The sequence below is a fragment of the Nocardia sp. NPDC127606 genome (assembly GCF_042671725.1).
GTDB lineage: Bacteria > Actinomycetota > Actinomycetes > Mycobacteriales > Mycobacteriaceae > Nocardia.
Genome location: NZ_JBHXWQ010000003.1, coordinates 741,549 through 763,786 on the forward strand (window position 1 = coordinate 741,549; position 22,238 = coordinate 763,786).

Annotated in this window: 23 protein-coding genes; 16 read left to right on the top strand and 7 right to left on the bottom strand. The window is 69.0% G+C overall.

Features of this window, described 5'->3' with window-relative positions; translation table 11 throughout:
• Positions 1 to 42 precede the first annotated feature (42 nt).
• Positions 43 to 1,542: a tetratricopeptide repeat protein gene (locus ACFVJ5_RS18970; protein WP_379221661.1), complete on the top strand. Its 1,500-nt coding sequence runs from the start codon at positions 43 to 45 to the stop codon at positions 1,540 to 1,542.
• A gap of 2 nt (positions 1,543 to 1,544) precedes the next feature.
• Here ACFVJ5_RS18970 and ACFVJ5_RS18975 read toward each other — a convergent pair whose 3' ends face one another.
• Positions 1,545 to 1,883, bottom strand: coding sequence for an ArsR/SmtB family transcription factor (locus tag ACFVJ5_RS18975; protein ID WP_379221663.1), 339 nt, complete (start codon positions 1,881 to 1,883; stop codon positions 1,545 to 1,547).
• A 107-nt stretch (positions 1,884 to 1,990) separates the two neighbouring features.
• On the opposite strand from ACFVJ5_RS18975, the gene ACFVJ5_RS18980 reads away from it, so the two are divergent.
• Positions 1,991 to 3,184 carry an MFS transporter gene (locus tag ACFVJ5_RS18980; protein WP_379221923.1) on the top strand — a complete coding sequence of 398 codons (1,194 nt, stop codon included), beginning with the start codon at positions 1,991 to 1,993 and terminating at the stop codon, positions 3,182 to 3,184.
• A gap of 43 nt (positions 3,185 to 3,227) precedes the next feature.
• Here ACFVJ5_RS18980 and ACFVJ5_RS18985 read toward each other — a convergent pair whose 3' ends face one another.
• Positions 3,228 to 3,623 (bottom strand): VOC family protein, encoded by a 396-nt coding sequence (locus tag ACFVJ5_RS18985; RefSeq protein ID WP_379221925.1) that lies wholly within the window; start codon positions 3,621 to 3,623, stop codon positions 3,228 to 3,230.
• 134 nt (positions 3,624 to 3,757) lie between these two features.
• Between ACFVJ5_RS18985 and ACFVJ5_RS18990 the strand changes: the two genes are divergently transcribed.
• From ACFVJ5_RS18990 to ACFVJ5_RS19025, 8 genes are all read left to right on the top strand, one after another.
• On the top strand, positions 3,758 to 4,864 hold the full coding sequence (locus tag ACFVJ5_RS18990; protein ID WP_379221665.1) for a zinc-binding dehydrogenase: 1,107 nt from the start codon (positions 3,758 to 3,760) through the stop codon (positions 4,862 to 4,864).
• Positions 4,865 to 4,962: 98 nt separating this feature from the next.
• Positions 4,963 to 5,709, top strand: a complete 747-nt coding sequence (gene dapB / locus ACFVJ5_RS18995) for a 4-hydroxy-tetrahydrodipicolinate reductase (protein ID WP_378761874.1) — start codon at positions 4,963 to 4,965, stop codon at positions 5,707 to 5,709.
• Positions 5,706 to 6,203, top strand: a complete 498-nt coding sequence (locus tag ACFVJ5_RS19000) for a hypothetical protein (RefSeq protein WP_379221667.1) — start codon at positions 5,706 to 5,708, stop codon at positions 6,201 to 6,203. Before dapB ends, ACFVJ5_RS19000 begins: the two co-directional genes overlap by 4 nt.
• Before the next feature lie 7 nt (positions 6,204 to 6,210).
• Complete coding sequence (locus ACFVJ5_RS19005) at positions 6,211 to 6,663, top strand: flavodoxin family protein (protein WP_379221669.1); 453 nt, start codon at positions 6,211 to 6,213, stop codon at positions 6,661 to 6,663.
• 110 nt (positions 6,664 to 6,773) lie between these two features.
• Complete coding sequence (locus tag ACFVJ5_RS19010) at positions 6,774 to 7,463, top strand: response regulator (RefSeq protein ID WP_379221671.1); 690 nt, start codon at positions 6,774 to 6,776, stop codon at positions 7,461 to 7,463.
• Entirely contained in the window at positions 7,460 to 8,674 is a 1,215-nt protein-coding gene (locus tag ACFVJ5_RS19015) for a sensor histidine kinase (protein WP_379221673.1), read from the top strand. The genes ACFVJ5_RS19010 and ACFVJ5_RS19015 overlap by 4 nt, the downstream gene beginning before the upstream one ends.
• Positions 8,674 to 9,699, top strand: a complete 1,026-nt coding sequence (locus tag ACFVJ5_RS19020) for a hypothetical protein (RefSeq protein ID WP_379221675.1) — start codon at positions 8,674 to 8,676, stop codon at positions 9,697 to 9,699. The genes ACFVJ5_RS19015 and ACFVJ5_RS19020 overlap by 1 nt, the downstream gene beginning before the upstream one ends.
• A gap of 40 nt (positions 9,700 to 9,739) precedes the next feature.
• Complete coding sequence (locus tag ACFVJ5_RS19025; protein WP_379221677.1) at positions 9,740 to 10,939, top strand: winged helix-turn-helix domain-containing protein; 1,200 nt, start codon at positions 9,740 to 9,742, stop codon at positions 10,937 to 10,939.
• 13 nt (positions 10,940 to 10,952) lie between these two features.
• Here ACFVJ5_RS19025 and ACFVJ5_RS19030 read toward each other — a convergent pair whose 3' ends face one another.
• Positions 10,953 to 11,399 carry a hypothetical protein gene (locus tag ACFVJ5_RS19030; RefSeq protein WP_379221678.1) on the bottom strand — a complete coding sequence of 149 codons (447 nt, stop codon included), beginning with the start codon at positions 11,397 to 11,399 and terminating at the stop codon, positions 10,953 to 10,955.
• A gap of 114 nt (positions 11,400 to 11,513) precedes the next feature.
• Between ACFVJ5_RS19030 and dapA the strand changes: the two genes are divergently transcribed.
• Both dapA and ACFVJ5_RS19040 read left to right on the top strand, forming a co-directional pair.
• Complete coding sequence (gene dapA, locus ACFVJ5_RS19035; protein WP_379221680.1) at positions 11,514 to 12,422, top strand: 4-hydroxy-tetrahydrodipicolinate synthase; 909 nt, start codon at positions 11,514 to 11,516, stop codon at positions 12,420 to 12,422.
• Positions 12,419 to 14,521: an RNase J family beta-CASP ribonuclease gene (locus tag ACFVJ5_RS19040; RefSeq protein ID WP_379221682.1), complete on the top strand. Its 2,103-nt coding sequence runs from the start codon at positions 12,419 to 12,421 to the stop codon at positions 14,519 to 14,521. The genes dapA and ACFVJ5_RS19040 overlap by 4 nt, the downstream gene beginning before the upstream one ends.
• Before the next feature lie 111 nt (positions 14,522 to 14,632).
• Here ACFVJ5_RS19040 and ACFVJ5_RS19045 read toward each other — a convergent pair whose 3' ends face one another.
• Positions 14,633 to 15,187, bottom strand: a complete 555-nt coding sequence (locus ACFVJ5_RS19045; RefSeq protein WP_379221683.1) for a hypothetical protein — start codon at positions 15,185 to 15,187, stop codon at positions 14,633 to 14,635.
• Between the two features lie 34 nt (positions 15,188 to 15,221).
• On the bottom strand, positions 15,222 to 15,605 hold the full coding sequence (locus ACFVJ5_RS19050) for a DUF4189 domain-containing protein (protein ID WP_378628262.1): 384 nt from the start codon (positions 15,603 to 15,605) through the stop codon (positions 15,222 to 15,224).
• A 296-nt stretch (positions 15,606 to 15,901) separates the two neighbouring features.
• Here ACFVJ5_RS19050 and ACFVJ5_RS19055 point away from each other — a divergent pair, with 296 nt between their 5' ends.
• Both ACFVJ5_RS19055 and ACFVJ5_RS19060 read left to right on the top strand, forming a co-directional pair.
• Entirely contained in the window at positions 15,902 to 18,448 is a 2,547-nt protein-coding gene (locus ACFVJ5_RS19055; RefSeq protein WP_379221684.1) for a DNA translocase FtsK, read from the top strand.
• 428 nt (positions 18,449 to 18,876) lie between these two features.
• Positions 18,877 to 19,854 carry a TerC family protein gene (locus ACFVJ5_RS19060; protein WP_379221686.1) on the top strand — a complete coding sequence of 326 codons (978 nt, stop codon included), beginning with the start codon at positions 18,877 to 18,879 and terminating at the stop codon, positions 19,852 to 19,854.
• 67 nt (positions 19,855 to 19,921) lie between these two features.
• Here the strand turns inward: ACFVJ5_RS19060 and ACFVJ5_RS19065 are convergent, their stop codons facing one another.
• Together ACFVJ5_RS19065 and ACFVJ5_RS19070 are read right to left on the bottom strand one after the other, a co-directional pair.
• On the bottom strand, positions 19,922 to 20,206 hold the full coding sequence (locus tag ACFVJ5_RS19065) for a YciI family protein (RefSeq protein ID WP_379221688.1): 285 nt from the start codon (positions 20,204 to 20,206) through the stop codon (positions 19,922 to 19,924).
• A gap of 28 nt (positions 20,207 to 20,234) precedes the next feature.
• On the bottom strand, positions 20,235 to 20,801 hold the full coding sequence (locus ACFVJ5_RS19070) for an amino-acid N-acetyltransferase (protein WP_379221690.1): 567 nt from the start codon (positions 20,799 to 20,801) through the stop codon (positions 20,235 to 20,237).
• A 255-nt stretch (positions 20,802 to 21,056) separates the two neighbouring features.
• Here ACFVJ5_RS19070 and pgsA point away from each other — a divergent pair, with 255 nt between their 5' ends.
• Together pgsA and ACFVJ5_RS19080 are read left to right on the top strand one after the other, a co-directional pair.
• Complete coding sequence (gene pgsA / locus ACFVJ5_RS19075) at positions 21,057 to 21,692, top strand: CDP-diacylglycerol--glycerol-3-phosphate 3-phosphatidyltransferase (RefSeq protein ID WP_378992386.1); 636 nt, start codon at positions 21,057 to 21,059, stop codon at positions 21,690 to 21,692.
• Positions 21,689 to 22,180: a CinA family protein gene (locus tag ACFVJ5_RS19080; RefSeq protein WP_379221692.1), complete on the top strand. Its 492-nt coding sequence runs from the start codon at positions 21,689 to 21,691 to the stop codon at positions 22,178 to 22,180. The genes pgsA and ACFVJ5_RS19080 overlap by 4 nt, the downstream gene beginning before the upstream one ends.
• Positions 22,181 to 22,238 lie beyond the last annotated feature (58 nt).

The window sequence follows — 22,238 nt, forward strand, 5'->3', positions numbered from 1 at the left end:
TCGTCATGGCGTTGGTGAACGCCGAGGGGGAGGGGTTCGGTCATGTCGGTACAGGTGGCGCTCGAGCGTGCTCGCGTGGCCAAGGAGATCGGGCGGATCGAGCAGGCCCGGCAGATCCTCGGTGGAGCTCTGGCTCACGCACCCGACGACCCCGAAGTGCTTGTCGCGCTGGGGGATATCGCCTTCTCTCTCGACAGGCCCGACGAGGCGTTGCGGTGGGCGGGTCAGGCGATCGTTGTCGATCCGGAGCGGGCGGACGCCCACGCGCTGGTCGCGATGGCGGCGGCGTCGCTGGGGGAATGGGACCGGGCGCTGGCCCACGGTGAGACAGTCGTGCGACTGCTCCCACACGATGCGCCGTCGCTGTTGGTGCTGGCATGGTTGCTGGCGTACGGACCACATCCGGACGGGGGCCGCGCCGAGGCGGCGCTGACCGAGGCCGTATCCCTCGCGCCGAACGACGCCGATGTCCACTGTTCGGTGGCCGAGACCTACGGGCGGTTGACCGATCTCGAGGCGGTCCGGCGGCATGTGGCGGCGGGTCTGGCCCTCGATCCGACGCACGTGGATCTGCTGCGTATGCAGGCTCGGATCGAGTTCGGCGGTATCGACGGCGGCAGACAGCGCGCGGTGGAAATCTTGCGAGGAGTGCTCGCGCAGTCACCGTCCGATGTGCAGGCGAAGCGGCTGCTCGCCGAAGTGCACTGGCGGGCCATGATGCGGCTCGCTGCGTGGGTGTGGTGCTTCGCGGGCTGCTATGCCGCGGCGGCGATGTGGGCACCGCCGATGGTGCTGCGGGTGCTGTCGCCACTGTTGTTCGTGGCACTTCCGTTCGCCTGGTTCGGGGTGTTCCGCAAGCTGCGCGAGCAGCTGCCCGCGGGGTACCTCCGGGCCAGGACGATGCGGCCGCGGACCTTGCTCGCGCTCGCCATGGCAGCGGCGTCCGGGCTGGTGGTCGACCTGGGGGCTGTCGTGATGCGGTCGCAGTATGTGGAGTTCGTCCGGCTCGGGAGTCTGCTGTTGCTGCTCGGGACGCTCGCCGCGGCGCTCGCGCATCTGCTGTTCTACACGGCGTGGTTGCGGCCCGGTCGTGACGACCCCGACCCGGACGACGGGTTCGACTTCGCCTTCGGTCAGGTCATAGTGATCGCGGCGTTCGGTGCGCCACTGGTGGTCGTGGCTGCCCTCGCGCGGGGGTGGGCGCGTCAGCCCGCGGTCTTCGGTGCGCTACTTGCCGTGTTCGGGGCCGTGTTCTTCACTGTCGTCCTCGAAGCCGGGATCGCCGTCTGGCGTGGGCGTGGTGGATTCCGCCGACTGCCGGCGATCGCACTGGTGACCGCGGCGCTGCTCATCGGGGCGGGTGCCGCGGTGTGGTGGGGTGGGGGCGAGATCGTCACCGGTGAGGTGCGCGGGCGCGAGTTGGTGCAGGCGCCGGCAACGCCGACTTCATCGCCTCGCCCGTTACCCACGATCCCGAGCCGATTGCTGCGCACGCCGTCGTGGCCGCTGCCGAGTAGCGCGGAACCCACTCCGTCGCGCTGACTTCATGTCGAGGGCGTATCCGCGCGGTTGGCGGCGTCGACGATCGAGGGGAGCAGCCCGGGAAGGACATGCTCGACGGCGTCGGTGCGCAGCTGCTGGAAGGTCTGGCCGTCGATGGTGAGGCGTTCGATCAGGCCTGCTTCGCGCAGGATCTTGAAGTGGTGGGTCGCGGTGGATTTGTTGATCGCGTCGTAGAGCGCCGCGCAGCGGACAGGGGCGGCCGCGTTGCTCAGGCGACGGACCATCTCCAGGCGGACGGGGTCGTGGAGGGCGCCGAGGACGGTGGCGAGCGCGGCCACGGGTATGGTCGGCGCCGGGGTCAGATCTTTAGCCTGTGTCATGAGTTACCTCACTCGGGGGTTTGATAGTCATCATACTCGGCGTAGCCTGATCCTCGTTCGATGGTTATCAAACTCTGCTGATGGGGGCTGCTGTGGCAGCGACAACGATGGCGCCGGTCGAGGCCGGGCAGCGCTGGGCGTACGGGCTCGTCCTGGCCGCGAGCGCGGTGGCGCTCGGGGTTTCCGGGGCGCCCGCTCCGCTCTACGGGATCTACGAGACCGAGTGGCATCTGTCCCCGCTGACCACGACCATGGTCTTCGCCGTCTATGCCTTCGCGGCGCTCGGCGCGGTGCTGGTCTCCGGCCGGATCTCCGATGTGGTCGGCCGCAAGCCGGTGATGATCGGCGCCTTCGCCACCATGATCCTCGGGCTGGTCGTCTTCCTGCTCGCCGATTCGGTGCCGATGTTGTTGCTGGCCAGGGCATTGCACGGGGCAGCCGTCGGCGCCACCGTCGTCGCGGGCGCGGCGGCGCTGCTGGATCTGCGGCCCGAGCGTGGTGCGCGATCCGGGCAGCTCAGTGGCGTGGCGTTCAACGTCGGCATCGCGGTGGCGGTCCTCGGCACCGCGGTCCTGGCGCAGTACGCGCCCTCGCCGCTGCGCACGCCGTACGTCGTGATCGCCGCGGTGTGCCTCGCCGCGGGGGCGGGCATCCTCGCGCTGCGTGAACCACACACCGCTCGCGTGAAGGCGCGCATCACCATCGCGAAACCGTCTGTCCCGCACGAGATCAGGGCCGACTTCTGGTTCTCCGCGATCGGCGTGATGGCCGCCTGGTCGGTGCTGGGCGTGCTGCTGTCGCTGTACCCGTCGCTGGCCGCGGCGGAGACCGGCATGCACAACCTGGTGTTCGGCGGCGTCGTCGTCGCGAGCACCGCGCTGTCCGCGGCCCTGGCCCAGCTGTTCGCCACCCGCATCCCGGCGCGGCGCGCCGCGGTGATCGGCGACCTCGGCATGGCCGCGTCGCTGCTGGCCACCATCCCGGCGCTGGCCACCAAGGAGCCCGCGGTCGTGATCATCGCGGGCCTGGTGCTCGGCGCCACGTTCGGCCTCGGGTTCGGCGGCTCGCTGCGGCACCTGGCCGAAGTCGTTCCGCACGATCGCCGCGGGGAGACCATGTCGGCCTACTACCTGCTGGCCTATTCGGCGATGGCGTTGCCGACCCTGGCGGCCGGCTGGGCGGCGACGACCTGGGGGATCGCGACGGTGTTCCCGTGGTTCATCGTGATCGTCTCGGTGGCCTGTGTCTGCGCCGCGCTGCTCGGACTGCGCGGGACCAGGGCCGCCACGCAACCGGCGTAGAACGCAGGCCGGTCCCGAGGAAATCGGGACCGGCCTGGGGTACTCACTCGGGCCAACCGCCGTACGGAACGGTGATCAGTTCCAGGAAGTGGCCGTTGGGGTCGAGGAAATAGACACCGCGACCACCGTCGTTGTGATTGATCTCGTTGACCCCGTGTTGCTGCGGGTCGGCCCAATGGTCCAGCTTGTAGCGCTGGATCTTGGCGTAGGCCGCGTCGAACTCGGCCTCGCTGACCAGGAACGCGTAGTGCTGCGGCTGGATCTCGGAAACGAACGGCGGGACCTTGGCGAAATCGAAGGCCGCACCGTCATCGAGGGCGATCGGAATGAACGGCCCCCACTCTTTTCCTACGTCCAACCCGAGGATGTCCGCCCAGAACTCGGCGGTCTCCCGATTATCGCGACATCCGACAATGGTGTGATTGAACTGCACTGACAGGGGATTTCTCCTTGTTCGTGATGGCGCCGACCCTGGGCACGGTACGAGGCGGCCGACAGGAGCACCATCACCGAGATCGAGGTTAGCGACAGATCCCGGAACCTGTAAAGGGCGCTCGCGGTAGCGTCGCGAGCATGAAGATTCGTGGAGCCGTTCTGGAACGGATCGCCGACCCGGCGCCGTTCGCCGATTCGCAGCCGATCACCGTGTGTGACCTGGAATTGGCCGAACCGGGTCATGGCGAATTGCTGGTGCGCATCGAAGCGGCCGGCCTGTGCCATTCGGATCTGTCTGTGGTGGACGGCAATCGGGTACGCCCGGTGCCCATGCTGCTCGGCCACGAAGCCGCGGGCATCGTCGAATCGGTGGGGGCCGGTGTCACCGATGTGGCGCCCGGACAGCGGGTCGTGATGACGTTCCTGCCGCGCTGCGGCGACTGCGCGGGCTGTGCGAGCAACGGACGCACGCCGTGCGGGCCGGGCAGTGCGGCCAACAACGCGGGCGAGCTGCTCGGCGGCGGGCGACGGCTCACCCGCGACGGCGAGGTGGTGCAGCACCACCTCGGTGTCTCCGGCTTCGCCACGCACGCCGTGGTGGACCGGCGCTCGGTCGTCCCGGTCGACGACGACGTGCCGCCCGAGGTGGCGGCGGTGCTCGGCTGCGCGGTGCTCACCGGCGGCGGCGCACTGCTCAATGCCGCGAAACCCGGCGCGGGCGACCGGATCATGGTGGTCGGGCTCGGCGGCGTCGGGATGGCCGCCGTGCTCGTCGCGGTCTCGCTCGGCCTCGGTGAGGTGATCGCCGTCGACACAGTTCCCGAAAAGCTGGCGCTCGCCCGCGAATTCGGGGCGACCGTGGCCTGCACGCCGGGCGAGGTCGCCGAGCAGGGCGTGCAGGCCGACGTGGTGATCGAAGCGGCGGGCAATGTCCGCGCGTTCGAAACCGCCGTCGCCGCGACAGCACCCGGTGGCGTCACCGTGACGGTCGGCCTGCCCGCACCGACGGCCACCGCCACGATCTCGCCACTGGCGCTGGTGGCGCAGGGCCGCACCATCATCGGCAGCTACCTCGGCTCCGCGGTCCCCGACCGTGACATCCCCGAATACGTGCGGCGGTGGCGCGAGGGCAAGCTGCCGCTGGAACGGCTCGTCTCGGCCCGCATCGGACTCGACCAGGTGAACCAGGCGATGGACGACCTCGCGGCGGGCGCCGCGCTACGACAGGTGATCGTCTTCGACTGACGCCACGGCAGGCCCGATGGTGTGAGGTCGGCGCCGCGGCCCCGTCGGCTGCTCGATAGGCTGCCACGAGCAAGCTGAGTCGAGGACGAGGAGATGCGGTGACCATTCGGGTCGGAGTGCTCGGAGCACGCGGCAAGGTCGGGCAGGCGATCTGCGCGGCGGTGGAGGCGGCGCCCGATCTGGAGCTGGTGGCGCAGGTCGACAAGGGTGACGCGCTCGAGACGTTCACCGAGGCGGGCACCCAGGTGGTCGTCGATTTCACCCACCCCGATGTGGTGATGGGCAACCTGAAGTTCCTGATCGAGAACGGCATCCACGCCGTCGTCGGCACCACCGGCTTCGACGAGGCCCGCCTCGCCGAGGTGCGCGGGCAGCTGGCGCAGCGACCCGAGGTGGGGGTGCTGATCGCGCCGAACTTCGCCATCGGCGCCGTGCTGTCGATGCGTTTCGCCGAGCAGGCGGCGCGGTTCTTCGACTCGGTCGAGGTCATCGAGCTGCACCACCCGAACAAGGCCGACGCCCCCTCCGGCACCGCCTACCGCACCGCCGCGGTGATCGCCGCGGCCCGCGCCGAGGCCGGGGTCGGGATCAGCCCCGACGCCACCACCACCGAACTCGAGGGCGCCCGCGGCGCCGACGTCGACGGTGTGCGAGTGCATTCGGTGCGCCTGGCCGGGCTCGTCGCCCACCAGGAGGTGCTGTTCGGCACCCAGGGTGAGACCCTGACCATCCGCCACGACTCCATCGACCGGTCCTCGTTCGCGCCGGGCGTGCTGCTCGGGGTGCGCGAGATCGCCGGACGGCCGGGTCTGACCGTCGGGCTCGACCCGTTCCTGGATCTGTGAGCGACTCCGACGCACAGCGACCTGATCGGCAGGTCCTGAAAACCGTTGCGGTCGTGGTGTTCCTGGTCATCGCGCTGCTGTTCTACTTCGTGCGGCTCGGCGGTCTCGCCATCGCCTACATCGCCGACGGCGGGTTCGCGGGGATCACGATCGGCATCGGGATGCTGCTGCTGCCCGTTGTCGGTGTCTGGATTCTCTGGGCGACCTTGAGCGCGGCGTTCGCGCATCAACGGCTGGCCCGGCGTATCCACGAGGAAGGCCTCGAGGTCGACACCTCGCAACTGCCGCGCCGACCCTCGGGCCGGATCGAACGCGACGCGGCCGACGCCCTGTTCACCCGGATCAAGACCGAATGGGAAGCCGACCCGGACAACTGGCGCTCCTCCTACCGGCTGGCCCGTGCCTACGACTACGCCGGCGACCGGGGCCGCGCCCGCGACACCATGCGCCGCGCGGTGGCACTGGAAAAACTGGAACGCGACCCAGGAGAGTAGCGAGCCCATGGCCCGGTTGCTGATCATCCATCACACCCCGTCGCCGCACACCCAGGCGATGTTCGAAGCGGTCCTCGCCGGGGCGAGCGACCCGGAGATCGAGGGGGTCGAGGTGGTGCGCCGGGCCGCGTTGGCGGTGACCGCCGTCGACGTGCTCGACGCCGACGGCTACCTGCTCGGCACCCCGGCCAACCTCGGCTACATGAGCGGCGCCCTCAAACACGCCTTCGACACCATCTACTACCCGTGCCTCGACTCGACCGTCGGGCGCCCCTACGGGCTCTACCTGCACGGCAACGAAGGCACCGAAGGCGCTGAGAGCAGCGTGGAGCGGATCACCACCGGGTTGGGCTGGCAGCGCGCCGCCGAGGCGGTCGTGGTCTCGGGACCGCCGAGCAAGGCCGATCTGGAGAAATGCTGGGAACTCGGCGCGACCATCGCCGCTGGTCTGATGGAATAGCTGATCGTGACAGCGGGCCCGCCCCGAATTTTGGTGGGCTGACACGCGGGCTCGGGATGCGGTAGAACTCGACCGACGTGTTGCGGGCTGGCCGCGGTGGGTGTTCGAAGATGGGGAGTGGTCGGGTGAGCGAGTTGGCGCAGACGCGCACGGTACGGCGGGTCGGACTGGTGGAGGACCACGAGTCCGTGGCGATCGGGCTGGCGGCCATGCTCGGCCCCGAACCCGATCTGGAACTGGTGGCGGTGGCGGAGTCCGTCGCCGGGTTGCTCGCCGAGACCACCGATCTCGATCTCGTCGTCCTCGATCTGCGGCTGCCCGACGGCTCGACGCCCGAGGACAATGTCACCGCGCTGCGTGACCGCGACATCGAGGTGCTGGTGTTCACCGGCGCCGACAACGCCTTCCTGGTCCGCTCCGCCGCCAAAGCGGGCGTGCTCGGGGTGCTGCGCAAGTCCGAGAGCGTGGCCACCGTGGTCGAGGCGGTGCGCCGGGCCGCGTCGGGGGAGCAGGTGGTGACCACCGACTGGGCCGCCGCCATCGACGGTGATCCGAAGCTCTCCGACGTCGGGCTCAGCCCGCGTCAGGAGGAAGTGCTGATGCTGTACGCCTCGGGGGAGAAGGCCTCGCGGGTGGCCCGGCTGACCGGTCTGTCGGAACAGACCGTGAACGACTACCTCGGCCGCATCCGGCAGAAGTACGCCGACGCGGGCCGACCCGCGCCGACCAAGACCGATCTGTACAAACGGGCCGTCGAGGACGGATGGCTGCCCGTGCCGGAAAGGCAGCAGCGCACGTGACCGATCTCGCGGTCGCGACGGCGCCCGCACCGGTCGGCGACGTCGAATTCTCGCGCGCGGCGACCGAACAGATCCTGCGCAGGCTCGGGCTGGTGATCGGGACCGGCGCCACGATGGTGATGGTGCTGGAACTGCCCGCGGTGCTGGTGCAGCCGATCAATCAGTCGGTGTGGCCGGAACTGCATCTGGTGTCGGCGTATCTGATGTTCGGTGTGCTGGCGATCGTGTCGGCGCGCGGCACCGCCGTCGCGATCCGGCGCACCGCCGCCGCGGCCGCCGTGTGTTATCTCGCGGCGACCGTGGCGACGCCGCTGGTGTACTCGGTGGTGCACATCGGTTCGTTCGCTTCGTGGCCCTATCGAGGGCTCGCTGTCGGCGTGCTGGCCGCGGGTCTGGCGTGGCCGCGACGTGGTGCGGCCGCGTTCGCAGCCCTGCTCGCGGTGGCGACCAGTGTGTCGAATGCCCTTGTGGTGCCGGATAGTTCGATGTGGGCGTTGTTCGGCGACATCACCAGGGCGCTCGGCGTAGCCGCGCTGTTCCTGTGGTGTGTGGTGTACGCGCGTGCCGCCGCCGAACGTGTCGACCGGGAGGCGGTCCGGCAGCGCAGCCGGGCGGCGGCGGTCGCGGCGACCTCGGCCAGGGAACGCGAGGGCGCGCGTTTCGCGGCGCTCATCCACGACGCGGTGCTCTCGACGCTGCTGGAGGCCTCGCGGGCGCAGCAGTCCTCGCCGGTGCTGCGCAACCAGGCCGCGCGCACCCTCGAACAGCTCGAGCTGTCGCGGACCGCGCCCGAGATCGACCACCTCGACGCCGCCGCGACGATCGAATTCCTGCGTGAGGCGGTGCGCGAGGTGGAATCGGAGATCCCGGTGCAGGTGTCCTCGCGGCGCGCGGCCGATCTGTGCCTGCCGATCGAGGCCGCGCAGGTGCTCGGGGCCGCGCTCTCGGAGGCGGTGCGCAACAGCGTGCGCCATGCCGACGTCCCCGGTCGGACGGTGCGGCGCGGTGTGTCGGTCACCATCGCGACCGGCGGGATCCGGGTGGTGCTCTCCGATGACGGCGCCGGATTCGACCCGGCGCGGGTGTCGGCCGATCGGATGGGGATCGCCGGCAGCATCCTGGGCCGGATGCGCGCGCTCGCCGGTGGCGCGGCGTTCGTGGAATCGGCGCCGGGCGCGGGAACCGTGGTGACTCTGGTGTGGGGTAGTTGATGGTCGATCGGGATCTGCCGTTCGCGATGCGCGACCTGTTCGGCCTCAGCGACGGCACGGCGTGGCTGTTCGTGGTGATCTTCGAAGCCACCATCGTGATGTACCTGCGGGTGAATTTCGATATCGCGCCGCCCGCGGCCGCGGCCGCCGCGCTGGTGCTGATGGCCGTGGCCGCGCTGGTGGTGCTGGTATTTCCGGTGGACCCGCTGCCGTGGCCCGCCACGATCTTCGTGGCCTGTGCGGGACCCGCGGCGATGGCGCTCACCGTGCCGTGGCTCGAGAGTTCGTCGGGGTTCGCCCACCAGCTGTGGACCGCCTATCCGACGTCGTATCTGCTGGCGATGCTGGTGCTGCGCGGGCGGATCATGTCGGCCTGGCTCGGCGTGGCGGCCGCCGCGACGGTGCTGGTGACGATGGGGGTGTTCACCAGTTGGCACCCCGAAACCGTGGTGCGCGCGCTGACGCCGGTCGCCACCGTCGGCGCGGTGACGGTGTTCATGTCGATCGTGCGACCCACCCAGCGTTCGCTGCGCGAACTGCGCAGCGAGGCCAATCGACGCGCGGCGACCGAGGCCGCGCTGGCCGCGGCCAACGCCGAGCGTGATCGTCAGCTGGGAGCGCTCGACCGGGTGGCCGGGCCCCTGCTCGCCCGCATCGCCGCCGGAATCGAGCTCACCGACACCGAACGCGAACAGTGCAGGCTGCTCGAAGCCGAACTGCGCGACGGTCTTCGGGCGCCGCAGCTGGTCACCGACCGGCTCAGCGCCGCCGCTCGGGGGGCGCGATCGCGCGGCGTCGAGGTCACCCTGCTCGACGACGGCGGCTTCCTCGGGGTACCGGAATGGGTGCGCCACCACGTGATCGAGGCCGCGGTCGACGAACTCGACATGGCGGGCGCGGGCTCGGTGACCGTGCGCGTTCTGCCGGTCGGCAGACGCTGGGTGGCGACCGTGCTGGCCGCCGCGCCGAGCGGGGATCGACGGACCGAGATCGACACCGCGGGCGAGGTGCGGGTCTCCACCTGAGCGCCGAAAACCTGTCGGACCCCTGTGTCAGGCTGAGCGGATGCAGCGGATGAATGCGGCGCAGGCCCGTCGAACGGCGCTGGCCGCGCAGGGCTTCGGCAAGCGAAGGCCGACCAACCCGAAGCGTCGGGCCGTACTCGATGTGGTCGCCAGAACCCGTCTGCTGCAAATAGATTCGGTATCGGCGGTGGTCCGCGCGCACTACGCGCCGGTGTTCAGCCGGATCGGCCCCTACGACCGCACCCTGCTCGACGGCGCCGCCTGGAGCGACAGCGCGAAGGCGCGACGGGGACTGGTGGAGTACTGGGCGCACGAGGCGGCGCTGATCCCGGTCGCCGACTGGCCGCTGATGCGCTGGCGGATGGCGGAGTACCGGCACGGGCGCTGGTCGGGGATGCGCAAAGTCGTCGAACGCAATCCCACGCTGGGCAAGGACATTCTCGATGTCGTGACCGAGGTGGGGGCGGCGAGCGCGGGGGAGATCGAACGCCATCTGGAACTGGACAAACCGCGGCCGAAGGGGACCTGGTGGAACCTCAGCGACACGAAGATGATCTGCGAGCAGCTCTTCGCCGCCGGTGAGCTGTCCACCGCCCGCCGGGTCGGGTTCACCCGGCACTACGACCTCACCGAACGGGTCGTCCCGGCCGATGTGCGCGATCGGGAGATCGGCGAGGACGAGGCCGTGCGCGAGCTGATCCGCCGGTCCAGCCGGGCCCTCGGCATCGGCACCGAGGCCGACCTGCGCGACTACTACCGCCTGGCCCGGCGCCAGAGCGCCCCGGCGATCGCTGACCTGGTCGACGCGGGCGAACTCCTGCCGGTCGACGTCGACGGCTGGGACGCGCCCGCCTACCTGCACCCGGAGGCCGCCACCCCGCGCCGGATCACCGGGACCGCGCTGCTGTGCCCGTTCGATCCGCTGATCTTCTTCCGGCCGCGCACCCAGCGGGTCTTCGACTTCCACTACCGCATCGAGATCTACACCCCCGAACCCAAACGGGTGCACGGCTATTACGTCTTCCCGCTGCTGGTCGACGGCAAGCTCGTCGGCCGGGTGGATCTGCGCGCCGAACGCGCCACCGGCCGACTGCTCGCCCCCGGTGCGTTCGCCGAACCCGGCTACGCGACCGTCGAGACCGCCCAGGCCTTGCGCGGGGCACTGCGGGAAATGGCCGACTGGCTCGAACTCGACGAAGTCGTTATCGGCGAACGCGGCGACCTGGCCCCACTGCTGTGATCTCCGACGCTGCCTACCAGCCCTTGCCGCCGTATCCGCGCATCTGATCCTTCAACGCGCCACTGACGGCACCGGAGAGCCAGGAGTTGAGCGACTGCCCGTTCTGCTGGGCCGCTTCCTCCGCGCGCGACTTGAGCTGTTCGACCAATCGCAGGGTCACCCGGCTGATGTCACCGGTCATTTCCTCGAAAGTCTGGGGTTCCTCCGCGCCCGGCGCCGTGTTCTTGCGCACGTCGGCCTTCGCCTCGGTGCCTTCCAGGCGAACGTGCACGGTGCGGTCACCGAGCTCGGTACTGATCTCGGCGGCCAGTTCCGACAGCGCCGACAGCAGCACCAGGCGGCTCGAACTCTCCACCGCGGCGGCGAGGGCGGCGGCGGTGGCCTGCGTTTTCTCGTCGCCGAGCGCGGCGGCGGCGATCAATTCCTCGCGCAACCGCGCGGTATGAGCATTCAGATCCATGACATCAGTGTGACGTCATTTGTGACATCACGCAAGGTGAAAAACACCCACCGGCAGCCGCTTCGGGCGCTAGGGTGTCGAGACGCATCCGGCGACCGGGTAGCCTTTCTGACCATGACGAACGGTGAATCGACGCCAACGGAGCTGCGCGCGTCCGGCACGGTAGGTGTCGCGATGGTGACCCCCTTCAGCGCTGCGGGCAAGCTCGACGTCGATGCCGGTGTCGCACTGGCGGCACACCTGGTCGACCGTGGGGTCGACCTGCTGATCATCTCGGGTACCACCGGCGAATCGCCGACCACGACCGAAACCGAGAAGCACGATCTGCTGCGGGCGGTCGTCGACGGCGTCGGCGACCGGGCCACCGTGGTCGCGGGCGCGGGTACCTACGACACCGCGCACTCGATCGAACTGGCGCGTGCCGCGGAGAACGCGGGTGCGCACGGTCTGCTCGTGGTGACCCCGTATTACTCGCGGCCCACACAGGAGGGGCTGATCGCGCATTTCACCGCGGTCGCCGACGCCACCGCGCTGCCGGTCACGCTCTACGACATTCCACCGAGGTCGGTGGTGCCTATCGCCATCGACACGATCCGGCGCCTTGCCGAGCATCCCAACATCGTCGCGGTGAAGGATGCCAAGGGCGATCTCGTCTCCGGAGCCGATCTCATCGCGACCACCGATCTGGATTTCTACTCCGGTGACGATGGACTGAATCTCCCCTGGCTCTCGGTCGGTGCGGTCGGATTCATCAGCGTCATCGGACACCTCGTGCCGGAGCGACTGCGCGAGATCCACCAGGCCTACACCACCGGTGACGTGGCCAGGGCGCGAGAGATCAACGCGACACTACTGCCGCTGTATGCGGCCATGACCCGCCTGGGAGGTGTGGCGATGTGTAAGGGAGGACTCCGATTGCTCGGCATCGACGTAGGTGAGCCCCGGTTGCCCCAGCTGATGCCGACGCAGGCACAGCTCGAGGAGCTGGCGCTGGACCTGCAGGCCGCGGGGGTGTCGGCATGACCGAACCCGTAGCCCGTAAGCCCCGCCGCCGTTCGGCATCGCGTGCCGCGGGCGCGCCGGAGCCGACGCCGGTGGAGACCGTGCAGGCCGCGGTGAAGAAGGTGGTTGCGCCCGAGGTAGCCCCCGTGGCGAAGGAACCGGCGATCGCCGAACCGATCGCCGAGATCACCGCGGAGGCGAACCTGGCCGGTAGCGCCGAAGTGGGCACCGACCTGCTCGGCGTCGCCGAAGAACAAGTGACCGCGAAGAAGACCGCGCCGCGGCGCGCGAGGACCAAGCCGGCCACCGAAGCCAAGGGCAAGCAGGCCGAGGCCAAGACCAAGCCCGCCGCCGAGCAGTCCCGCGGCGGTGGCCGTGGCAGGCAGGGCGGTGGACGCGGTCGAGGTTCGGCGCCGGTCGCCGAGCCGCGTGAGAAGGCCGCCCACGACAAGCTGGGCCCGCCGCCGAAGCTGGTGAAGAACGGCCTTCGCCTGTTCGCCCTGGGCGGCATCGGCGAAATCGGCCGCAACATGACTGTGTTCGAATACGGCGGCAAGCTGCTGATCGTCGACTGCGGTGTGCTGTTCCCCGAGGACCAGCAGCCCGGCGTCGACCTGATCCTGCCGGACTTCGGCCCCATCGAGGACCGGATGGCCGACGTCGAGGCCATCGTGCTCACCCACGGCCACGAGGACCACATCGGTGCCGTGCCGTTCCTGCTGCGCCTGCGCCAGGACATCCCGGTGATCGGCGCCAAGTTCACCCTCGCGCTGGTCGCGGCGAAGGCGCGCGAGCACCGCTTGCAGCCCAAGCTGCGCGAGGTCGCCGAGGGCGAGACCACTGTGCACGGCCCGTTCGAACTCGAGTACTTCGCGGTCAACCACTCGATTCCGGACGCGCTGGCCGTGGCCATCCGCACCGGTGCGGGCGTCGTCCTGCACACCGGCGACATCAAGCTCGACCAGCTGCCCCTGGACGGCCGCCTCACCGACCTGGCCGGTTTCTCCCGCCTCGGCGACGAAGGTGTCGACCTGTTCCTTGTCGACTCCACCAACGCCGAGGTCCCCGGCTTCGTCACCCCTGAGCGCGAGATCGGCGGCGTGCTCGACAATGTGATCGGCAAGGCCACCAACCGCGTCATCGTGGCGTCGTTCGCCAGCCACGTGCACCGCATCCAGCAGGTCGTCGACGTCGCGCAGAAGTACAACCGCAAGGTCTGCTTCGTCGGCCGCTCGATGGTCCGCAACATGGAGATCGCGCAGGACCTCGGCTACCTCACGGTGCCCGACAATGTCGTGGTCACCCTCGACCAGGCCGCGAACCTGCCCGGCAACCGCCTGGTGCTGATCTCCACCGGCTCCCAGGGCGAGCCGCTCTCGGCGCTGTCACGGATGGCGCGCGGCGAGCACCGCCAGATCAACATCCGCGCCGACGACCTGGTGGTGCTGGCGTCCTCGCTGATCCCCGGCAACGAGAACTCGGTGTTCGCCGTGGTCAACGGCCTGGCCCGGCTCGGCGCGACCGTGATCACCCAGCAGAACGCGAAGGTGCACGTCTCCGGGCACGCCTCCGCCGGTGAGTTGCTGTACCTGTACAACGCGGTGCGTCCGACCAACGCCATGCCCGTGCACGGCGAATGGCGGCACCTGCGCGCCAACGCCGCACTGGCCGTGGCGACCGGCGTGCCCGAGGAGCGGGTCATGCTGGCCGAGGACGGCGTGGTGGTCGACCTGGTCGACGGCATCGCCTCCATCGTCGGTCGCGTGCCGGTCGGGCACGTCTACGTCGACGGCCTGTCCGTCGGTGACGTCGGCGAATCGACCCTGTCGGACCGCCTGGTCCTGGGCGAGGGTGGTTTCATCTCGATCACCATCGTCATCGACTCGACCACCGGCAAGGCGGTGAGCACGCCCGAGCTCAACGGGCGCGGCTTCTCCGACGACCGCACCGCGCTCGACGGCGCGAACGAACTGGTCGAGGCGGAGCTGCTGCGCCTGGCCGGTGAGGGCATCACCGACACCCACCGCATCGCCCAGGGCGTGCGCCGGGTGGTCGGCCGCTGGGTCGCCGACGTCTACCGTCGCCGCCCGATGATCGTGCCGACGGTCGTCGCCGTCTGATCGCCTGATCGAGAGATCAACAGATCAACTGAAAACCGCTGGGCGACTATGTCGCCCAGCGGTTTTCTTGATATTCGGACCCGATGTTCGGACCGATAGTCGGGCCGGGTCTCAGGCCTGGCAGGCCGCGGAGTCGAGCTGCGCCGACTTCACGATGTTGCACGCGAACACGTGCGACACCTTCCAGGAATCGTCCTCGGCGACGAAGTCGACGAAGGCATCCTTGACCGGGGCGCCGTCGATGGTGACATCGGCGTTCGCCTTGAGCTTGCCGTCGGCGGGGTCACCGACGGTGGTGATGGCGACCTTGACGTTGTTCTGCTTGGCCGCCTCGACGAACTTGTCGACCAGCATCGGATCCTGGTCGGCGTCCTCGATGTAGGTCTTCTTCTCGTCGCCGGTGAGCTGACCCGCGAGGGCCTTGTTCAACCGGGCGTTCAGCTCGGCGGCGGTCGGCTTGGGCAGGTTGGGCACCGTGGTGGCCGCGGGCTCGCCGCCCTCTTCCTTGCCCGACTTGGCGTCGCCCGTTTCGAAGGCGCCGCCCTTGCTGGTGGTGGTGGCCGCGCTGGTGCTGGTCGAGTCGACGTCGGAACTGCACGCGCTGAGGCCGAGCGCCGCGACGATCGCGACGAGAACGGCAGCGGTTTTCACTGGACGGTTGTTCACTACAACTCCCATGATCATGGTCGAAACGGTCGGGCTAGAGCTGGTAGCCGCTGGTGCAGTTCCAGTGCTTGATGTAGGCGTTGCCCGGATTGTTGTTCAGCGCTTCGCGTTTCGCGCCGCCGATCGTCGACGCGGAGCCGTAGCTCCACCACCCGCGCGAGATCGCGATGGCTCCACACCCGTTGCGGTAGGACACCTTCACATCGCACCCGCCACCGCCACCGCCGCGCAGGCAGGCCGACATGGCACCGGCCTCGGCATCGGCGTAGCTGCCGTAGTCGGTGGCGTATCCGTAAACCCCCGGTTTGACCGACACCGCGATGGCGCCGTAGTTGCCCGACTGCGCCTGGGCCGGTGCGATGTGCCCCGCGAACACTGCGGCTGCGGTGGCACCCAGCACGGCCGCGCTGGTGAGCATTCTCTTCACTTGTAGCGTCCCCTTCATCTGCACGGGTCGACGACCCGATAGAGCGCTGTCAACGTACCGAGGGTTACGGCGCCACCGCTAGACGCGCGAGCCCGCGCACGCCCGAATCAGTGGTGATCGACAAGGATTCCGTAAGTCCGGGTCCGCGAAACGCGGTTCCCCGCGAGATTTCCCCGCGCTGACCGGGGCGCTGCGACCTGCGCATCCACCGTGGATCACCGCGGCGAGCGCGGTGGGACCAGTGTTGCGGATGGTCTCGGAGGTGTTCGAGCGGCTAGCCTGAGGTCATGGCAGGTAAGTCCCGCAGCACCACGACCTCTCGTGCGCGGGCGGGATCGACCAGGGGGCAGACGCCGGCGGCGCGGTCTCGTTCGGCGACCCCGCGAGCGACGGCGGCTCCGCGTGGGCGCACCACGCCCGTCCGCAGGCCGGTCAAACGCGCCTCCAACACCGCACCGCTGGCGGTGATCAGCCGCGGCATCGGGAGTAGCTGGACCATGCTGGCGCGCGGCGTCGGCGCCACCACCCGCACGCTGAGCCGGGCGGGCGATCTGGACCACGGGCACCGGCGCGACGGCATCGGCTTGGCGCTCATCGCGTTGAGCGCGATCATCGCCGCCGCGATGTGGCTCTCGGCGGGCGGACCGGTCGGGCGTTTCCTCGAAGACGTCGTCCGGGCGATCGCCGGTTCCGCGGCCGCGCTGGCGCCGATTCTGCTGGTCGCGCTCGCGGTGGTGCTGATGCGCACCGAACCACATCCGGAGATCCGGCCACGGCTGGTCCTCGGTGGGCTGCTCGTCGTGCTTCCCGCCCTGGGCGTGTGGCATCTGGCCGCGGGTTCCCCCACCGACGCGGACGGCCGCGCCAGCGCGGCCGGTGCGCTCGGATATGCGATCGGCGGACCGCTCGGCCAGGGCCTCACGCCGTGGCTCGCGCTGCCGATCCTGTTGCTGGCCATGATGTTCGGCGTCTTGCTGCTCACCGGCACCACGGTGCGCGAGGTGCCGGCCAAGCTGCGCGAGTACTTCGGCCTCGGCGAATACGCCGACGACAGCGACCCCTACGACCCGGCCAATTACGACGCCGACGGATTCCCGGTGCACCGCAACCGAACCCGTCGCCGTGGCCACAACCCCGACGACAACTACCCGCCCGACGAGTTCGGCGGCTCCGACGCGGTCACCGAATCGCTGGGCGAACCGCCGCTGCGCGATGCCAAGCCGATCGAGGAACCGCCCGCGCCCGCACCGAAACCGGCGCGTAAGCGGCCGGTGGTCAAGCCGGTCGACCAGACCCCGCCGCCGCCACCGGAACCGGAGTTCGTCACCGATCGCGTCGTCGACGGCGACTACACGCTGCCCCCGCTGACCCTGCTGCTCGACGGCGACCCGCCCAAGAAGCGTTCCGCGGCCAACGAATCGATGATCGAGGCGATCACCGAAGTCCTGGTGCAGTTCAAGATCGACGCCGCGGTCACCGGCTTCGTGCGCGGCCCGACCGTCACCCGCTACGAGGTGGAGCTCGGCCCCGGCGTCAAGGTCGAGAAGATCACCGCGCTGGCCCGCAACCTCGCCTACGCCGTCGCCACCGAGAACGTGCGACTGCTCGCGCCCATCCCCGGTAAGTCGGCCGTGGGCATCGAAGTGCCCAATGCCGACCGCGAATTGGTGCGCCTGGCCGACGTCCTGAAGTCGCCGCACACCCGCAACGACCACCATCCGCTGGTGATCGGTCTCGGCAAGAACATCGAGGGCGAGTTCGTCTCGGCGAACCTGGCCAAGATGCCGCACCTGCTGGTGGCCGGTTCCACCGGTTCGGGTAAGTCGAGTTTCGTGAACTCGATGCTGATCTCGCTGCTGCACCGGGCCACCCCCGAGGAGGTCAGGATGATCCTGATCGACCCGAAGATGGTGGAGCTCACGCCGTACGAGGGCATTCCGCACCTCATCACGCCCATCATCACCCAGCCGAAGAAGGCCGCCGCCGCGCTGGCCTGGCTGGTCGAGGAGATGGAGCAGCGCTACCAGGACATGCAGGCCAACAAGGTCCGCCACATCGACGACTTCAACAAGAACGTGCGATCGGGCAAGATCACCGCCCCGCTGGGCAGTGAGCGCGTCTACCGGCCCTACCCGTACATCCTGGCCATCGTCGACGAGCTGGCCGACCTGATGATGACCGCACCGCGTGATGTCGAGGACGCGATCGTGCGGATCACCCAGAAGGCGCGTGCCGCCGGTATCCACCTGGTGCTGGCCACCCAGCGGCCCTCGGTGGACGTGGTGACCGGTCTGATCAAGACCAATGTGCCCTCGCGGCTGGCGTTCGCCACCTCCTCGCTCACCGACTCGCGCGTCATCCTGGACCAGCCGGGCGCGGAGAAGCTGATCGGCATGGGCGACGGCCTGTTCCTGCCGATGGGTCAGGGCAAGCCCACCCGTTTGCAGGGCGCGTTCATCTCCGACGAGGAGATCCAGGCCGTCGTCGAGTTCAGCAAGACCCAGGCCGAACCCGAATATCAGGAGGGCGTCACCGCGGCCAAGGCCGGCGAGGTCAAGGACGTCGACCCCGATATCGGCGACGACATGGACGTGCTGCTGCAAGCGGTGGAGCTGGTGGTCACCTCACAGTTCGGTTCGACCTCGATGCTGCAGCGCAAGCTGCGCGTCGGCTTCGCCAAGGCGGGCCGGTTGATGGACCTGATGGAAACGCGGGGCGTGGTCGGGCCCAGCGAGGGCTCCAAGGCGCGCGACGTGCTCATCAAGCCCGACGAATTGGACGGGTTGCTGTGGTCGATCCGTGGCGGCGATCCCGGTGCGTCCGAGGACGAGTAACGCCGTTCCCGGTTTGCTCTGACCGTGCCGGAAGCAGGCGGCGACGAACGAGGAGGGACCTGGCACGGCTCGTGGTCGGAAACGGCCCGGGGTCGGGCGGGAATCGCCTGTCAGGCGATGAAGCGGGCGCGCGCGAGGCGGCGGGTACCCGACTTCAGGACACCGGGGCGGAGCCGGTGCATCGCGGTGGGGCGCTGGTTCTGCGCGGTGGATTCGTACACGGCTCGCTCCTCTCGGGGCTGTGGTCGGGGTATGCGGTGACGGTAGCAGCGCTCGCGAACCGGGCGAAAGCGCTTTTCCGTGCGCGCGGCGGGTGCGTCGGCCGCCGATGTGTGTGAAATCATGGCGGGCAATCGTTCCGCAAAGCCGACTGAAACGGACAATTCGGGCATGATGGGCGTCATGAACTTCATCGATCGGACCACCACATGCAGGTGACCACGCTCGAGTGGGTGATCACCGGACTGGTGATCCTCGGCCTGTTCGTCTTCGACTTCTACGCCCACGTGCGCACCCCGCACGAGCCCACCTTCAAGGAATCGGGCATCTGGTCGGCCGTCTACATCACTTTGGCGCTGCTGTTCGGCCTGTTCGTCGCCTGGAAATGGGGCGGCACGTTCTCGGGGGAGTACTACGCGGGCTTCGTCACCGAGAAAGCGCTCTCGGTCGACAACCTGTTCATCTTCCTCATCATCATGAGCACCTTCGCCGTGCCGCGGATCTACCAGCAGAAGGTGCTGCTGATCGGCATCGTGCTGGCGCTGGTGATGCGCGGTGTGTTCATCGCGGTCGGCGCGGCCGCGATCAGCGCGTACAGCTGGGTGTTCTACCTGTTCGGCGCGTTCCTGATCTACACCGCGATCAACCTGCTGCGCGAGAGCGGGCACGAGGTCGAACAGGAGCAGAAGCGCGACAGCTACATCGTCTCGCTGGCCAAGCGGGTGTTGCCCACCACCGACGAGTACGACGGCGACAAGCTCATCACCCGGATCGATGGCAAACGCGTGGTGACGCCGCTGCTGCTCGCTCTGCTGGCCATCGGTTTCGCCGACCTGCTGTTCGCGCTGGATTCGATTCCGGCGATCTACGGCCTCACCGAGGAGCCGTACCTGGTGTTCACCGCCAACGCCTTCGCGCTGATGGGCCTGCGTCAGCTGTACTTCCTCATCGGTGGGCTGCTCGACCGTCTGGTGTACCTGTCCTACGGTCTGGCCGCGATCCTGGCGTTCATCGGCGTGAAGCTGGTGCTGCACGCACTGCACGAGAACACGCTGTCGTTCATCAACGGCGGCGAGCACGTGAGCGTCCCGGAGATCTCCACGGTGGTCTCGCTGAGCGTGATCATCGGCATTCTGATCATCGCGACGGTGGCGAGCCTGCTGCGCACCCGCCGCACCGACGCCTGACACAAGCCGACGAACAGCACTGCCCGGAACCGCAGGGTTTCCGGGCAGTGCTGTATCCGGGCGTCGGCTACTCGGCGAAGGCGCCCATCACCGGCAGCCACTCGACCGCACGGACGGCGTCGATCAGGCCCAGCTTCGCGAACGGATCGTTGGTCAGCAGCTCGGTCAGCGAGGGCGCGTCCTCGATGCGGAACAGCAGCAGCGCGCCCGAACCGTCGGGGTAGGGCCCGCTACTGAGCACCGTGCCCGCGTCGACGAGCGCGTTCAACCAGCCGCGATGCTCGGGTCGGTTGGTCGCGCGGTCGGCCGCCGTCGCATCGGAGTAGGTGTAGTGGACAGCGAAGATCGGCACAGTCGATCACTTTCTCGCGAGGGGTTCTCTACAGGGTCAGCAGCATGCGGGTATTGCCGAGGGTGTTCGGCTTGACGAAGCTGAGGTCGAGGAATTCGGCGACGCCGGTGTCGTAGGAGCGGCACATCTCCGCGTACACCTCGGCGGTGACGGGCGTGCCGTCGATCTCGACGAACCCGTGCCTGCCGAAGAAGTCCACCTCGAAAGTGAGCACGAACACACGCTGCAATTGCAGTTCGCGGGCGACGGTGACCAGGTGCTCGACCACCGCGCCGCCGACTCCGCGGCCCTTCACGACGGGATCCACTGCGACAGTGCGTACTTCGCCCAGATCGGCCCACAGCACGTGCAACGCGCCACAGCCGACGACCTGTCCGTCGAGCTCGGCGACCCAGAACTCCTGCACCGATTCGTACAGGGTGACCAGGTTCTTCTCGAGCAGGATGCGGCCCGCGTACTCGTCGACCAGGCGCTTGATCTCGGGGACATCGGAGGTTCGCGCTCGTCGGACGACCACGCCGGAAACAGGCGCCACAGTGGGCGCGACAGTATGCGCGTCGCTGGTCGAACCGCTCAAGGGTCCCCGTGAGGTCATGGGTGCACAGTAGTCGGCCCGGTTACCGATAGTCTGAACATGTGCCCCACATCCTGTCGTTCCGCTCCTCGCATCGCGCCGGGCTCGACGACCGGATCGCGTGGTACCGATCGCGCGAGCAAACAGCTCGCGAAACCGTGGGATTTCGGCGCAGTGCCGGTGAGTGCCGAGAGGGCAGCGCATGAACGGTCAGCGCCTGGAGGCGGTAGCTCGAGTGGCCACGCGAGGCGCCCGGTCATGCCATGAGGACAGGGCATGAGCGTGCGACCCGAAGAGATCGATCGTGGGTCGAGTGCGGTGACGCCGATGCACGGGGTGGCGGAGACGCAGGTTCCGCTGCTCAATATCGCCAATGTGCTGACCATCGCGCGCATCGTGCTGGTGCCGCTGTTCGTGCTGGCGCTGTTCGCCGAGGGCGGGCACGACACCCGCTGGCGGGTCATCGCCGCGGCGGTCTTCGGCCTGGCCGCGATCACCGACCGCTTCGACGGGCAACTGGCCCGCAAATACGGATTGGTCACCGATTTCGGCAAACTCGCCGACCCCATCGCGGACAAGGCGCTGATCGGAGCCGCGCTGATCGGGCTCTCGGTACTCGGCGATCTGCCGTGGTGGATCACCCTGGTCATCTGCGGCCGCGAAATCGGCATCACGCTGCTGCGGCTGGTGGTCGTGCGGCGCGGGGTGATCCCGGCCGGACGCGGCGGCAAGCTCAAGACGCTGGTGCAGTCGGTGGCGATCGCGCTGCTGGTGCTGCCGCTGTCCGGTGTCTTCGCCACCGCGGGCATGTGGCTGATGTACCTGGCCGTGGCGCTGACGGTGGTCACCGGCCTGGACTATGTGGGGCAGGCGGCCAGGGTGTGGCTGGCGGGTGGACGGTCGCGCTCGTGAGCGATCCGCTCGTCGACGGCGCGCCGGTCGCCGAACTGGTCAGGGCCCTGAACGCGGCGGGACAGACCGTCGCCACGGCCGAATCGCTCACCGCGGGTCTGCTCGCGGCCACGGTGGCGGGAGTTCCCGGTGCGAGCACGGTGCTGCGGGGCGGCTTGATCGTCTACGCCACCGACCTCAAGAGCCGGCTGGCCCGCGTCGACGACGAGCTCCTTCGCACCGACGGACCGGTCGCCGCCTCGACCGCCGAACAGCTGGCCGTGGGGGCGCGGGAGCAGTGTGGCGCGGACTGGGGTCTCGGATTGACCGGGGTCGCCGGACCCGATTCCCAGGACGGGCATCCCGTCGGCACGGTATACCTCGGGTTGGCCGGTCCACGTCACAGCGAAGTGGTCCGGTTGAAACTGCACGGTGACCGGTGGACGATCAGACTCGGTGCAGTGCACAGTGCGGTGCGGGAGTTGCTGCGCTGTGTCAGTGTGAAGTAGCCCGGTTCGGGAACCACCGGTCCATGCTCGACGTTGTGCCAGAAAGAGGTGAGCACCG